General features: G+C 45.5%; 15 protein-coding genes. 8 read left to right on the forward strand and 7 right to left on the reverse strand.

Annotated features, from left to right (window positions below; all coding sequences use genetic code 11):
• Nucleotides 1-24 precede the first annotated feature (24 nt).
• The 3 genes from AC3RCL_RS22300 (at nucleotide 25) to AC3RCL_RS22310 (ending at nucleotide 2,100) form a co-directional block, all read left to right on the forward strand.
• Nucleotides 25-456 carry a BlaI/MecI/CopY family transcriptional regulator gene (locus AC3RCL_RS22300; RefSeq protein WP_492532050.1) on the forward strand — a complete coding sequence of 144 codons (432 nt, stop codon included), beginning with the start codon at nucleotides 25-27 and terminating at the stop codon, nucleotides 454-456.
• Entirely contained in the window at nucleotides 453-1,253 is an 801-nt protein-coding gene (locus tag AC3RCL_RS22305; RefSeq protein ID WP_492532052.1) for a M56 family metallopeptidase, read from the forward strand. Before AC3RCL_RS22300 ends, AC3RCL_RS22305 begins: the two co-directional genes overlap by 4 nt.
• A gap of 88 nt (nucleotides 1,254-1,341) precedes the next feature.
• Nucleotides 1,342-2,100 (forward strand): prolipoprotein diacylglyceryl transferase, encoded by a 759-nt coding sequence (locus tag AC3RCL_RS22310; RefSeq protein WP_492532054.1) that lies wholly within the window; start codon nucleotides 1,342-1,344, stop codon nucleotides 2,098-2,100.
• A gap of 264 nt (nucleotides 2,101-2,364) precedes the next feature.
• Here the strand turns inward: AC3RCL_RS22310 and AC3RCL_RS22315 are convergent, their stop codons facing one another.
• The 5 genes from AC3RCL_RS22315 to AC3RCL_RS22335 form a co-directional block, all read right to left on the reverse strand.
• Nucleotides 2,365-3,549 (reverse strand): alanyl-tRNA editing protein, encoded by a 1,185-nt coding sequence (locus AC3RCL_RS22315; RefSeq protein WP_492536436.1) that lies wholly within the window; start codon nucleotides 3,547-3,549, stop codon nucleotides 2,365-2,367.
• A gap of 225 nt (nucleotides 3,550-3,774) precedes the next feature.
• Complete coding sequence (locus AC3RCL_RS22320; RefSeq protein ID WP_492532056.1) at nucleotides 3,775-4,128, reverse strand: acylphosphatase; 354 nt, start codon at nucleotides 4,126-4,128, stop codon at nucleotides 3,775-3,777.
• Nucleotides 4,129-4,217: 89 nt separating this feature from the next.
• Complete coding sequence (locus tag AC3RCL_RS22325; RefSeq protein ID WP_096775990.1) at nucleotides 4,218-4,766, reverse strand: GNAT family N-acetyltransferase; 549 nt, start codon at nucleotides 4,764-4,766, stop codon at nucleotides 4,218-4,220.
• Nucleotides 4,767-4,793: 27 nt separating this feature from the next.
• On the reverse strand, nucleotides 4,794-5,264 hold the full coding sequence (locus AC3RCL_RS22330) for a GNAT family N-acetyltransferase (protein ID WP_492532059.1): 471 nt from the start codon (nucleotides 5,262-5,264) through the stop codon (nucleotides 4,794-4,796).
• 5 nt (nucleotides 5,265-5,269) lie between these two features.
• Complete coding sequence (locus AC3RCL_RS22335; protein ID WP_492532061.1) at nucleotides 5,270-5,896, reverse strand: alpha/beta hydrolase; 627 nt, start codon at nucleotides 5,894-5,896, stop codon at nucleotides 5,270-5,272.
• 774 nt (nucleotides 5,897-6,670) lie between these two features.
• Here AC3RCL_RS22335 and AC3RCL_RS22340 point away from each other — a divergent pair.
• The 4 genes from AC3RCL_RS22340 to AC3RCL_RS22355 are packed head-to-tail and all read left to right on the forward strand — an operon-like array spanning nucleotide 6,671 to nucleotide 10,165.
• Nucleotides 6,671-7,834, forward strand: coding sequence for an ABC transporter ATP-binding protein (locus AC3RCL_RS22340; RefSeq protein WP_492532063.1), 1,164 nt, complete (start codon nucleotides 6,671-6,673; stop codon nucleotides 7,832-7,834).
• Nucleotide 7,835: 1 nt separating this feature from the next.
• Nucleotides 7,836-8,501 (forward strand): ABC transporter permease, encoded by a 666-nt coding sequence (locus AC3RCL_RS22345; RefSeq protein ID WP_009589947.1) that lies wholly within the window; start codon nucleotides 7,836-7,838, stop codon nucleotides 8,499-8,501.
• A gap of 47 nt (nucleotides 8,502-8,548) precedes the next feature.
• Nucleotides 8,549-9,451, forward strand: coding sequence for a glycine betaine ABC transporter substrate-binding protein (locus AC3RCL_RS22350; RefSeq protein WP_492536438.1), 903 nt, complete (start codon nucleotides 8,549-8,551; stop codon nucleotides 9,449-9,451).
• A 12-nt stretch (nucleotides 9,452-9,463) separates the two neighbouring features.
• The gene (locus tag AC3RCL_RS22355; RefSeq protein ID WP_192571082.1) at nucleotides 9,464-10,165 is read left to right on the forward strand and encodes an ABC transporter permease; all 702 of its coding nucleotides are present in this window, start codon (nucleotides 9,464-9,466) and stop codon (nucleotides 10,163-10,165) included.
• A gap of 81 nt (nucleotides 10,166-10,246) precedes the next feature.
• On the opposite strand, the gene AC3RCL_RS22360 is transcribed toward AC3RCL_RS22355, so the two are convergent.
• Both AC3RCL_RS22360 and AC3RCL_RS22365 read right to left on the reverse strand, forming a co-directional pair.
• Nucleotides 10,247-10,771, reverse strand: a complete 525-nt coding sequence (locus tag AC3RCL_RS22360; protein WP_492532066.1) for a P-loop nucleotide/nucleoside kinase family protein — start codon at nucleotides 10,769-10,771, stop codon at nucleotides 10,247-10,249.
• 188 nt (nucleotides 10,772-10,959) lie between these two features.
• The gene (locus tag AC3RCL_RS22365) at nucleotides 10,960-11,235 is read right to left on the reverse strand and encodes a YciI family protein (protein WP_096775998.1); all 276 of its coding nucleotides are present in this window, start codon (nucleotides 11,233-11,235) and stop codon (nucleotides 10,960-10,962) included.
• A gap of 197 nt (nucleotides 11,236-11,432) precedes the next feature.
• On the opposite strand from AC3RCL_RS22365, the gene AC3RCL_RS22370 reads away from it, so the two are divergent.
• Entirely contained in the window at nucleotides 11,433-13,028 is a 1,596-nt protein-coding gene (locus AC3RCL_RS22370; RefSeq protein WP_492532068.1) for an extracellular solute-binding protein, read from the forward strand.
• Nucleotides 13,029-13,035: the final 7 nt, after the last annotated feature.

Raw genomic sequence — 13,035 nt, forward strand, 5'->3', positions numbered from 1 at the left:
TGTGTAGTATGGGGTGAGTTAGGAATGAAGATTAAGAAAATGAATATCGAGGGCGAGGGCCTGAATCGATTTTTTGGACCACTGGAGTCAAAAATTATGGATATTCTCTGGTCTTCGGAGGCACTGAGTATCAAGGAAGTGCAGTCGATCCTGAATCAGGAGAGCCCGATCTCGATCAATACGGTGATGACCGTCATGAATCGTCTTCTGGATAAAGGCCTGCTGACAAAGGCGATGACGGGAACCGGCCGGACACGGGCAGCCAAGTTCAGTCCGCTGCAGTCAAGGGAGCAATTTCTCACCGAACAGACGAAAGAAGTGTCGCAGGGACTCATTCAAGAATATGGGAGCTTGGTCGTGAACCACATGATCGATGCGCTGGATGATGTCGATCCCGAGGTGATCGCAAAGCTGGAGCGTAAATTAAACGATATCAAACGCGGGAAAAAGCAATGAATCCTACCATACGGCTAAGATGTGCCTACGCGCTGATGATCGCATTCGTAGCTGTTGTCATGGTACATATGGGAATGCTCATTACATACCAGATTCGAAACGGAGTGGTTCAAGGCCCCGTACTGAATTACGCCTTAATCGACATTGTCATTGCGTATACCCTTGTTCAGATCATTTGGCGAAGCACCCGGCAGTTGGTTTTATCGCACAAATGGTTAAGGCACTTCCGTGCCAACAGGCACGACAAATTAACCAAGCGGCTCAACTACAAATACCGCGACTGGGGCACGGAAATCATCGTGGTACAGGACGATGCCTTTGTGGCTCTGACGATGGGTCTTCTGCAACCGAAAATTGTCGTTTCCACTACCGTTTTAGCGATGTTTACTGACAAGGAAATAAAGGCCATTTTACTGCATGAACGATATCACTGCCGCAATTACGATGGATTAAAAATGTTTTTTTCGGCCTTGCTGGCAGACGCCTTTGGATATTTGCCGATCGTTAAACCGATTCTTCGTTACTATCAGACGTGGCAAGAGCTGTTTGCTGACCGCTACGCCATCCGGCAGATGGGTACGGAGCTGTATTTAGGCAGCGTCTTATTACAATTAGCGAAACTCGGTAAGCTTCAGCGGTATGAGACAGCCGTGCATTTTGCGAATACGACATTGGAGTACCGGGTACTGCAGGTTCTTGAGCCTGATCGAGGGGTCAATGTTCCGTTAGCCCTGCTGAAGCCTTTTCTGAGATCCTGTTCCATTTTGCTGCTCCTCATGTTGGGCGGGGATTCATAATCCCTTTTTTTTGAATGATTACACTACGATGTGTAGTTCAATCGCATTGCGTTTAGACGGAAGAATTTATCAAATAGGAGATGAACATATGCACAATGAACTCATTCATATCGGACCTCTGACCATTTACGGCTATGGATTGATGATTGCAATCGGTATCCTGATAGCTTACAAGGTTGTTGCTTATAGAGCAGCTTCTAGACAAGTAGAACTATCCCATGTTTCCTCTCTGACTTTTTGGAGCTTATTAGGCGGGTTGGTCGGCGCTAAGCTTTTGTTTTGGATCACTCAAATGAACCATATCATCCGGGATCCCTCGATGGTTCTGAATTTTTCGGAAGGATTCGTGGTGTACGGTGGAATTATCGGGGGGATTGGGGTCGGTTATGCCTATTGCAAGAAGAAAAAGATAAACTTTCTAAAATACCTTGATCTTTTTGTGCCCTCCCTTGCATTAGCGCAGGGCTTTGGAAGAATCGGCTGCCTTCTCGCCGGTTGCTGTTATGGTGAAGAAACGGAGGGTTGGTTTGGAATTACGTTTCACGATTCCGAGCTTGCCCCGAATGACGTCAAACTCATTCCTACGCAAATATTAGAGAGCGTATTCAGCTTTTCTATTTTTTTCTTGCTGATTTATATGGCTAGAAGAAAAAGACCTAACGGCCTAATAGCAGGTCTTTATCTCATACTTTATAGTTTAGGTAGATTTATTATCGAATTTTTCAGAGGCGATATCATCCGAGGCCAGTTCGGTGCTCTCGCTACTTCGCAGTGGATCGCATTAGCCGTTGTTTTGCTCACGTGCATCGTATTCTTAACCCGGACTCAAAAAAAGATGACGACTTAAGATACAGATCATGATATTGGTATCCACTAGTACCCGACAAAAGAGACAGAAGTCCTTAATTGCATTGTGCTTTCTGACTGAGGCATAGAGAACTCGAAACAGGACGGGGCCCGACCTTTATCAATGAAAGCCGAGCCCCGAGGGTACCTTCTGTACACTAGCCGAAACTGAATCCCCTGTTCACCTCATGTGTGTATTCTTCGTTCATGCTCGGCATTAGCATCAAGCATACTGCTGAGGAACGGCTTCTGCTAATCGGATCGCTTATTCCTCTTCTGGCTGACCTAATGACTGCGCCGTAAACCGGTAAAATGCCATGGCATCCTCCACGGTGTTAAAACCAGCCTGGGCTATCTTATCGCTGCCTCCGCCTTTTCCTCGATAATCCGCCAGATGCTGTTTGAAAAAAGCACCGCAAGCAGGTCCGCTCTCCCCTCCTCGGGCGAGAACCACCTTATGGTCCGAGTTGGACGTAAAAAGCACGATAACCTCGGCTTGTTCGGTTAGCTTGGCTGCCAAGTTCTGCATATCCTTCATCGGCTTGTCCGCAAAAACATGTTTGACCAGTCTGCCTTGGCGCTCAGCCAACAGCTTCCCGGCCAGGTAAGCGTCATTCTCGGCCTTCACTGCGTTTAGTTCAGCTTGGAGCTGCTTCTGCTCCTGATCCCATTTGGCAATCCGGTCCAGAATCTCTTCCTTTGCCGTATTGAACCTGGCTGACAGGCTTCCGAGGATCTCTATTCCGGCATTAAATTCTTTCAACGCCCGATACCCGCACTTAAAATAAAGACGCATATGTCCCTTCTGTTTCTCTGCTCTCAGCAGCTTGATCATGCCGATCTCACCCGTTGCCGAGACATGGGTGCCGCCGCATGCGTTATATTCGATACCTTCGATTTCAACGATCCGAATATCGTCGGTTACCTTCGGCTGCTTCACCAGCGGCAGGGCGGCAGCCTGCTCCCGGCTCACAACATAATTCGTTACCTGTCGATTAAGGTAAATCTGGTCGTTGACTTCCAGCTCCAGCATCATCAGCTGATGCTGAGGCAGATCCGATCGGGCGATATCGATGGTGGCATAATCCTGACCCAGGTGGAAGCTGAGCGTCTCCGCCTCGCATACCTGCAGACACATGGCCGACAGCAGGTGCTGACCGCTATGATGCTGCATATGGTCGAACCTTCTGTCCCAATCCAGCCGGCAGGTTACCTCTTCCCTCTCCGGTAAACGTTCAATTTTATGCAGTATCTCTCCGTCCTCCTGAACGACATCAAGAACCGGGATTTTATCGATCCACCCGAGATCACAGGGTTGTCCTCCGCCATGCGGATAAAAGGCCGTCTCTTCCAGTACCAGGTAGGTCCCGTCCTCCCGTTCCAGCTTCTGCGTGATTCGTGTCTCCCACTCCCGGGTATAAGCGGATTCGTAATACAGCTTCTTTGTCATCTTCATGTCCTCACAGTTCCCAAGTTATAAATTCATACTGATATCAGCTTACTATAAAACGGTCCCGCAGCGCCAAATTCCATTCAATAAAAAAAGACCGCCTGCCGGCGATGCCAACAGCACGGTCCTTGAACAAGAGGTTCGGGCATTACCTCATAGATTCCATCCTCTTCCGCAATGTGTACAAGTCCTTCCCATGATGAATCCGGGGCTACTGTATGTATTTTATTCTGCGATCATAAAGCTTTCTTCTTCCTCTTCAATAGGCAGATCAGCTACCGTCACCTTCTGTACGGACGCCCGTTTCAATGAACGCATGCAATGGACCAGAAAATCAATTTGTGACGCTTCCCCTTGAAATTCCGCTTCCACACTTCCATCCTGTAAATTTCTCACCCATCCCGTTATATTCATTCTTCGAGCGATGCAATATATTTCTAAGCGAAATCCTACCTTCTGCACCTTACCGGAAAAAACAACTTTTTTTCTGACGATGTTGCCCGGTGTGCATTCAGGTAACTTAACCCGGTTGGCATGCCAAATGACATAGTCATTTCTTAATTTCTTAAGTACGCTCATTTCCCCGCAGCCTCCTTATATAAATTGGGATTCCTTCACTTCAACATCGTGTGTAAACAACATAAATCACTGATGCATTAAACCACTACTTAACGCGCCTGAAAATCTCTTTTAAGTAATGCATAGATGACCGTATCAACAAATTGATTCCTCCAATAAAAGTGCTGCTTCAATGTCCCTTCTTCATTTAATCCCATCTTCTCCAGCAACTTTCTTGATGCCGTATTCTCTGGCTCTACGAATGCTTCAATCCGGTTTAATTCAAGATGGTTAAATCCGAACTCCATGATCTTCTGAATCGCCTCCGTCATGTAACCTTGCCGCCAATATTCTGGTGCCAGCTCATATCCAATCTCAGCTTTATAGTGATGTTTCATCCAACCATGATATCCGCATGTTCCAATAACTCTGCTTTCCGACCGTAAAGTGATTCCCCAACGGATGGCCTGATTGTTTTCAAACCTGTGATTCCATCTACGAATCAGTTCTTCTGCTTGTTCAATATGCGTAAAACTCTCCACATCATAAAATTTCGTAACGGTGTCCATAGAGAAATAATGAAAGATGTCTCTAGAATCCTCTGGTTTAATTTGTCTTAATACCAATCTTTCCGTTTCTAATAGGGGGAATTGAGGCATGTTGTTCTCCTTACTTGGTTTGGGTCATTACAGGGAATCTACTCCCTTATACAGATAATTTCGATAGCTCTTAAAACCATTTTTTATATAGAAATGACTAGCACTTTCATTGTCCGACCAATAATCTAATTGTATTTTGTTTATTCCATTCTCTTTGGCAAAGTTATTAATAAAGTTCATTAAGAGTCGTCCAATCCCTTTATTTCGATGCACTTTTATTATTCCTAATTGATGAATGTACACGGATCGATATGATTTCATAAATACGTTCTCCGGATATTCCCGAATTTCTAGCCAAGCATAACCAAGAGATTGACCTTCATCTGTAACGATATAAAAATAATAATTAGGTGTTGATACTATCTTCTTAAAAAATTCATTCACTTCTTCAAAATCATATTCCTTAAAATACTCCGGATAGAGCGAGACATGAATTTCATGAACTTCCTTATTCAGCATTGCGATTTCTTCTGAATTAAAAGATTGCGAGATCTTCATGAGGATCACCCTCTACCTTCATTTAGAAAGTTCCTATATATCCCTACCAGTTTGCTTAGAACCTCAACGCTTTCCGAAGCATGATTGGTCTCTAAAGAATGGTTGGCATTAGGAATTTCGATGACCTCTGTGGCCTTGTCTAGTATAACTTGGTTGGCAAGTTCATGATTAAACACTTCATCCTTCGAACCATAAACCACAAGTCCCTTAAACCTGTTGATATAGTGAATGGTGTCTTTAATCGGCGTCAAAAATAGATGTTTTATTGGCATTTCAAGTTTTTCATGAACTTCTCCAGCGACGATTGTGCCTATGCTCTTACTAATAAAAACAACCTCTTTATACTTGCTTATGATTCGTTGAACCGATTCGTGCCACTCTTCTATTACTCTTTGCAGATCATGAATATCCAAATCCGTTCTCGCGGCTTGATATCCATATTCAAGTACCATTAAGTCATAACCACTTTGAATCGCGGAAGTTCCAGCAAAATGTAGAACGGGCTTATCACAGGGATAGTTTTTTCCAGGAAACAGAACAACCAATTTACTATTGTCCTCTTGAAGTTGATAATATTTTTGTTTCATTTCCGTTTTCCAAAACGAGGGCACCGTTAAAATCTCTAATTTCATGGTCTCCATCCTCTCCGGCTTCAGGTGATTTTTCAGCTAACATCTTATCTCCGCACTTCATCAGTACCTCCATATTACGTGTATTCGCGCTCTTCGTAAATACTCTCAGCCATTGGCAGGATATCTCCCACCTCCGAGGACGCTTCTGGCCCCTAGGGACCAAATCTTCAAAATCGTTCGATGTACATGTTTCATCCCTTGACAAAGTGGGTAAATGTATAAAACATATTATTGCACCGTTGCAGTTATACGGTCCTACTCAACAAGGACTCGTTGCCTGCAAACGCATTTTGCATATATCCATTTGGGCTGAGAGAAGCAGTGGCGTAGCTGCTTGATTCTCACAGGTATATCAGGATTCATGGATGAAGACACAAATGATCCTTATATACGAATAGGGGCTAAAAGGCTTGGAATACTTCCTTCGGATGGATGTAATAAGGGATTGCACACCGCTTAGAAAGCTAATATGCATATAAAGGTGGAATTTGGGGCATGTAAGTCTATGCCATAACAAAGATTGCCGGCTTAAATTGTTAATACCCTCAGGGTTTCCTCTTGGTTTTCTCCACCCCTTGATGATGCGCTTAATCCTATTCCATTTTGATTTCTTTTAGAGCTAACTTGCTTAGCTTCATTTCTGTTTCTACATAACGAGGCTGCCGCCTTCCCTACTCAGCAATATACTTTTCCTCAACTCTTTTTTGGGTCCCCGATGGATGATATGCCAAATGCTCCGCATAATATGGATACTGCTTGCAAAGGGGCGATTGAATGATAGTACTGGAGCATGTGAACAAGGTTTATGATAATGGCTTTCACGCGCTGAAGGACATTAATCTCGAATTTAAAAAAGGGGAAATTACCGTCCTCATCGGTCCGAGCGGCTGCGGCAAATCAACAACCATGAAGCTGATCAACGCGCTCAATACGCCATCCTCGGGCAAAGTTCTGATTGACGGTCAGGATATCTCCAGATTGAATCCGGTTGAACTGCGGCGCAATATCGGCTATGTCATTCAAAGCGTCGGTTTATTTCCGCATATGAATATCTCCAGGAACGCGGGCGTGGTTCCGCGTCTGAAGAAGTGGGATAAAGACAAAACAGATCAAAAAGTAAATGAATTGTTGGACATGGTCGGACTGGATCACACCATTTATGGTACACGCTATCCATCCGAGCTAAGCGGCGGACAACAGCAGCGCGTAGGCGTCGTGCGGGCGCTTGCGGCGGAACCCGATATCATCCTGATGGACGAGCCGTTCTCCGCACTGGATCCCATCAGCCGCGAGCAGCTTCAGGATGAGCTGATCCGGCTTCAGCAGGAGCTCAATAAAACCATTATCTTCGTAACGCATGATATGGACGAAGCTATTAAAATCGCGGATACCATCGTTCTGATGAAAGATGGCGAAGTGGTTCAAACGGGTAAACCGGACAGCATTTTAAGGCATCCCGCAAATGATTTTGTGCGTGACTTTATCGGTTCGAAACGTCTGCAAAATGAGAATGAAAGCGCATATGAAATTCCGCTTGTGGATGAAGTGATGATTACGAATCCGGTCACGGCATTCCCGAGCCGGGGATTGGCTGAAGCCATCAAGATGATGGAAATGAAGCGGGTCGATTCGCTGCTGATCGTGGACCGTAACCGTCAGCTACAAGGCGCGGTTTCGATCTACCGGGTTCTCGACCAATACGGCGAAGAAGGCAAAACCGTCGCTGATGTGATGCATCCGGTCCGTTTTTCCGTGGCTTCGGGAAGCACGCTTCCGCAGGCCATCGAGATTATGGACAGCCACCAGCTCAGCAACCTCCCTGTCGTAGACAGCAATAACCGGTTCCTCGGATTAATCACAAGAGGCAGTGTGGTTAAACATCTGGCCGAAGTCTATCCAACGATGGTTCCTCCGGTGCTGAACGGAGAGGGTGAGTGATATGAATGCATTTTGGAGCTTCATCACGGATCGTTATCCGGATATTCTGAAGGCTTTGCAGGAGCATCTGGTCCTCTCGTTCTCTGCCGTGCTGCTCGGGACTGTGATTGCCGTACCGATCGGAATCCTGCTGGTCTACAACCGGGTCGGCTGGTTGAACAGCATCGTTTTTTTCGTTGCGAATCTGTTTCAGACGGTTCCCAGCCTGGCACTCCTGGCGATTCTGATTCCGCTGCTCGGAATCGGCATGAAGCCGGCCATACTCGCATTGTTTCTGTATTCCCTGATGCCTATTCTGCGGAATACCTATGACGGTTTTCACTCCGTGGATAAAGGCGTGCTCAATTCGGCCAGGGGAATGGGATACAGCACCGCACAAACGATTTTGAAAATTCAGCTTCCCCTATCCCTTCCTTACATCATGTCCGGTGTCCGCATTACGACCGTGTATATCATCAGTTGGGCAACACTGGCTTCCCTGATCGGTGCTGGTGGTTTAGGCCAGCTCATCGTATCTGGACTTGGGGTCAATAAACCCGAGATGATATTCATCGGTGGCATCGGTGCAATTCTGTTGGCGCTTGTAGCTGACGGACTGCTTGGTCTGCTGGAGGGCTGGCTGAGCAAGCACTACCATCAGAATCAAACCCGGGACGCTGCGATATGATTAACTTCAACCGTAAACAGCGGACGGGACGGAACAAGGAAGGCGTGATGAAACTGAACAAGCTGAAAAGGATACCGATGTTAGTCTGCCTGATGGCCCTTGCCGCTTTTACCTCCGCATGCGGAATTCAAAGTGACATCACCATCGGGACGCAAACCTATACCGAAACCAAGATTATTGCTGAAATGTATAAAGCGCTGATTGAAGACCAAACCAATCTGAAGGTGGATGTTATCCCGGATCTGGCATCAAGTTCATTGGTCATCAATGCGATGAAGCGAAACGACGTTCAGATGGCGACGCTATATACCGGCGAGATATTCAACAACCATTTCCCGATCAGCGGCACCAAAGACCGCGATAAAGTCTTGAAGGAGGCACAGGAGGGATTCCAGGAACACTTCGGGTTCACCTGGATGAATCCGCTGGGTTTTGAGAACACCTACGCGTTCACGGTAAGAAAGGATCTTGCCGAAGCCAACGGGTACGCCAAAATTTCCGACGTCAAAAAAGACATGGCCTCCATGAAGCTTGGGGTAGATACGACGTGGCTGGAGAGAAGTACGGATGGATATCCGGCATTCTCCAAAGCATACGACATCAAATTCGGTCAGGTCTTCCCCATGGAAATCAGCCTGGTCTACAGCGCGGTAGCCAATGAGCAGGTGGATATCGTGTTGGCCTATTCCACGGATTCCCGGCTGAAAGCCTACCAATTGCAGACGCTTCAGGATGACCAGCAATTCTTCCCTCCCTATGATGCAAGTCCGGTATTGCGTTCGGACCTTTTGAAGAAGCATCCTGAAATTGAGGAGACGATAGCGCCTTTAATCGGTCATCTGGATGCAGATACGATGATATCGCTTAATTATCAGGTGGATATTGAGAAGAAAAGCGAGCGTGAGGTCGCGATCGCGTACTTGAAAGAGCAGGGCTTCTTGAAAAGCTAAAGGAGGGTAAGCATGGAAAGTGAACATTTAACATTTGCCGACTTTTTGTCGTATGTATCACGAAATCAAGAATTGCTCTGGGAGTATTTCATCCAGCATATTACGATGGTGGTTATCGGGCTGGGGCTGGCATTCATCGTCGGGGTGCCGCTTGGCATCCTCTGCTCTAAGAGTAAATGGGCGGCCAAGGTCATTTTGTTTATCACCAACATTCTACAGGTGGTACCAAGCTTGGCCATGCTCGTGGTTCTCATGTTATGGATGGGGCTCGGAACGACAACGGTCATGGTGGGACTCTTCCTGTATTCCCTGAATCCAATCGCGCGGAATACGTACGTGGGGTTAAAACAGGTGGATCCCAGCTACCTGGAATCGGGAAAAGGTATCGGGATGAGCCCCTTCCAAATGCTCGTGAAAGTACGTTTTCCGCTGGCGCTGACGTACATCATGTCGGGCCTGCGTATCGCGGCCGTTATTGCCATCGGCGTGGTAACGATCGCTCCCCTCGTGGGAGGAGGCGGTCTGGGACGAGAAATTTACGCTGGACTAAACAGCAACAACTCCCTGCGGATTTTTGCAGGCGCCATTCCTGCCGCGGTGCTGGCAATCGTTGCGGATATCGTGCTCGGCATGCTGCAGCGTAAGCTGGATCTGGCCAAACGGAAGTCAGCCGGTGCGGCTCCATCGCCTGCGAAAATGCAAAATATAAACTGAGGTTTATAGAGGGTACATTCTAAGGGGCATTCCAAGAGATCTTCGATCTTGCGGAGTGCTCTTTTCTTTTAGTTGTTAGTATTATTTTTCCTTTAGATAATCCAAGACATTGTTTAAGTAACTTTCAATGGATTGCGAAGAATCAATAGTCAGACACTTTATATCTAATGGTCGTTTACTTTCATTTAAACCAGATATAAATGATTCTTCAGTCGTCTCCGATATTTGGCTTATCATTCGTTTTCGATTTTGAAGCCTGTTACTAATTTCCTTGTAATCGTTAAGGTAACATTCTATATATTTGTACTTGGCGTGATATTTCTTTGCTAATCGCAATCCTTGATCAAGCATCTCCGAATATAAACAAGGAGCATCAAATATAACATCATGACCTTGCGATAAATAAAACTCGACCAAATCCCAATCAACCGTGTATGAAATTTTGCCAAGATGTTTCATTTCAATATCAAGTCCTTCTGCTGACTTTAATATTGCCGTTTTAGATATATCATGGTCAACAATGACAGCCCCAGTTATATTGGCAATTCGTCTAGCAAGCGTTGATTTTCCCGATCCCGGAAAACCCGACATTTGGAGAAAATACACTTCAGCACCTCGCTTTACTCTTATTTCAACTAATCTAATATTGTTTTTTCTCTAGGTACTGTGCTTATCACAAATTCCTCTCGATCAAAGATGGTTCAACTATATAAGTTTTTCTTCTATAGATCATTTTTTGTCCTTTCTGTTTTTCGGGAATTCCCTAACAGTTGAATTGCAAGATGTATCATATCTTAAAGTAAATAATTATTTTCTTCATTAGCCAGCATTAGCGTTCTGATTTCATATGATTTGCACCCCGATGCAATAAATGGGTCAGAATTGGCAATGTCCGTTGCTTCCATTAAATCCTCTGCTTGAATGATGACGATTCCTCCAGGATAATCCGCAAAAGGGCCACAAAGCATAAGTTTGCCTTGCGATTCTAAGCCTCTTAAATACTCCACATGACCCTTAATGATTTCATGATTTAACGGTTTTTGATTGTTCATTAAATAAACAAATGTCATCTTCTTCCCCTCCTCACACATTCTCCCCACTGTAGAAGGGACAATCTTTAATATGGTCGATTCAGTTTTATATTCGCCAGTGCTTGATCTTAATAATGGCAACCCTTTCCTGATTTTATATGATTCCGGAAAAAACAACCATCCTTTATGCTGAATATGTCAAAAGCACATCAAATATGGAGGAGGAACTACGGTTTATGCAGATGAGCAGGAACATCATCAAAAAGCTTATACCGGTTATAACATGTCTGGGACTGGCTGCCACAGCGATTGTCGGCTGCAGCAGTGAGGAAATGCCAAAGGGGAGTACGGAATCCACAGAGTCAACCCAACCTTTGAGCAACTTATCGTATTGGAAACAGATGCATTCCGACGCAGCCGCCATTATGAAAAGCTATGGTGAGATTACCGCTATTCAAGAAATCGAAAATAAAACCGGTGTCAAAATCGATTACCAACACCCGGCCCAAGGCCAAGCTGGCGAACAATTCAACTTGATGATGGCCTCGAAATCGCTGCCCGATGTCGTTGAGTATTCGTGGAATAATTATCCGGGAGGCGCACAAAAAGCGATTAAGGATGGTAAAATCATTCCATTAAATGACTATTTGGACCATGCGCCTAACTTCAAAAAGCTGCTGGACGAAAACCCGGAATGGAGAAGACAGGCGTCGACGGACGATGGCGATATTATCGGTTTTCCGTTCATCCGCCCCGTGAGAAAACTGCAAACCCACTCCGGCCCGGTTGTACGTAAAGATTGGTTGGACAAGTTGGATTTGCCTATTCCTAGAACCATCGATGAATGGTACACCGTTTTGAAAGCGTTTAAGGAACAAGATCCCAACGGTAACGGAAAGGCGGATGAAATTCCGATCATGATGGGAGCAGGCGAACTTGCTTTTACTGGCGCTTTTGGGATCCCGAACGGTTTCTATCACGAAGGAAATACGGTCAAATATGGCCCTGTTCAACCTGAATATAAGCAATACCTTACAACTATGAACCGTTGGTACAATGAGGGCTTGCTGGACAAAGACTTTGCAGCCAATGACAGCAAAATGTACGATGCCAAAATAACCGGCAATCAGGTCGGTGCGGCTGTTATGGCTGTAGGCGGAGGCATGGGCAGGTTTATGGATTTAATGGAGTCTAAGGAACCGCAATTCAAGCTTGTTGCCACACCCTATCCGACATTACAATCCGGCGGTAAACCGATATTCGGTCAAATGGACAATCAGATCGTCGGCATATTCACTGCTATAACTGAAAGCAACAAGCACATCGCTGAAACCGTAAAATTCTTCGATTATTTCTATAGTGAAGAAGGACGAATGATCATGAACTTCGGTAAAGAAGGCACATCCTATACGATGGATGACGGTTATCCGAAGTATATGGATTCCGTCCTGAACAATCCGGAAGGATTGCCGCTTGCCCAATCCCTTAAAATGCATGTCTTGTCCGCTGATGCGGGTCCTTTCTTGCAGGATGTACGCTATATAGAGCAATATGCGGCCAGACCGGAGCAGCAAGAGGCTTTGACAGTCTGGGCAGAACCTTCGAATGAAAAAAGAATGCCTCCGATCACCATCGCCAGGGAAAACAATAGCCGATATGCCTCGATCATGAACGATATCGATACGTATAAAAATGAAATGATCGTAAAATTCATTATGGGCGCAGAATCGCTGGATAAGTTCGATGAGTATGTCGCTACCATGAAAAGCATGGGTATCGACGAGGCAATTCAAATGCAGCAATCCGGATTGGAACGCTACAACAACCGATAAAATGCCT

It is taken from the genome of Paenibacillus sp. MT86, assembly GCF_058792535.1.

Bases quoted from the DNA above. Each gene is read 5' to 3' on its own strand.
- AC3RCL_RS22300 (WP_492532050.1), top strand. From the start codon at position 25: ATGAAGATTAAGAAAATGAATATCGAGGGCGAGGGCCTGAATCGATTT.
- AC3RCL_RS22305 (WP_492532052.1), top strand. From the start codon at position 453: ATGAATCCTACCATACGGCTAAGATGTGCCTACGCGCTGATGATCGCA.
- AC3RCL_RS22310 (WP_492532054.1), top strand. From the start codon at position 1,342: ATGCACAATGAACTCATTCATATCGGACCTCTGACCATTTACGGCTAT.
- AC3RCL_RS22315 (WP_492536436.1), bottom strand. From the start codon at position 3,549: ATGACAAAGAAGCTGTATTACGAATCCGCTTATACCCGGGAGTGGGAG.
- AC3RCL_RS22320 (WP_492532056.1), bottom strand. From the start codon at position 4,128: ATGAGCGTACTTAAGAAATTAAGAAATGACTATGTCATTTGGCATGCC.
- AC3RCL_RS22325 (WP_096775990.1), bottom strand. From the start codon at position 4,766: ATGCCTCAATTCCCCCTATTAGAAACGGAAAGATTGGTATTAAGACAA.
- AC3RCL_RS22330 (WP_492532059.1), bottom strand. From the start codon at position 5,264: ATGAAGATCTCGCAATCTTTTAATTCAGAAGAAATCGCAATGCTGAAT.
- AC3RCL_RS22335 (WP_492532061.1), bottom strand. From the start codon at position 5,896: ATGAAATTAGAGATTTTAACGGTGCCCTCGTTTTGGAAAACGGAAATG.
- AC3RCL_RS22340 (WP_492532063.1), top strand. From the start codon at position 6,671: ATGATAGTACTGGAGCATGTGAACAAGGTTTATGATAATGGCTTTCAC.
- AC3RCL_RS22345 (WP_009589947.1), top strand. From the start codon at position 7,836: ATGAATGCATTTTGGAGCTTCATCACGGATCGTTATCCGGATATTCTG.
- AC3RCL_RS22350 (WP_492536438.1), top strand. From the start codon at position 8,549: ATGAAACTGAACAAGCTGAAAAGGATACCGATGTTAGTCTGCCTGATG.
- AC3RCL_RS22355 (WP_192571082.1), top strand. From the start codon at position 9,464: ATGGAAAGTGAACATTTAACATTTGCCGACTTTTTGTCGTATGTATCA.
- AC3RCL_RS22365 (WP_096775998.1), bottom strand. From the start codon at position 11,235: ATGACATTTGTTTATTTAATGAACAATCAAAAACCGTTAAATCATGAA.
- AC3RCL_RS22370 (WP_492532068.1), top strand. From the start codon at position 11,433: ATGCAGATGAGCAGGAACATCATCAAAAAGCTTATACCGGTTATAACA.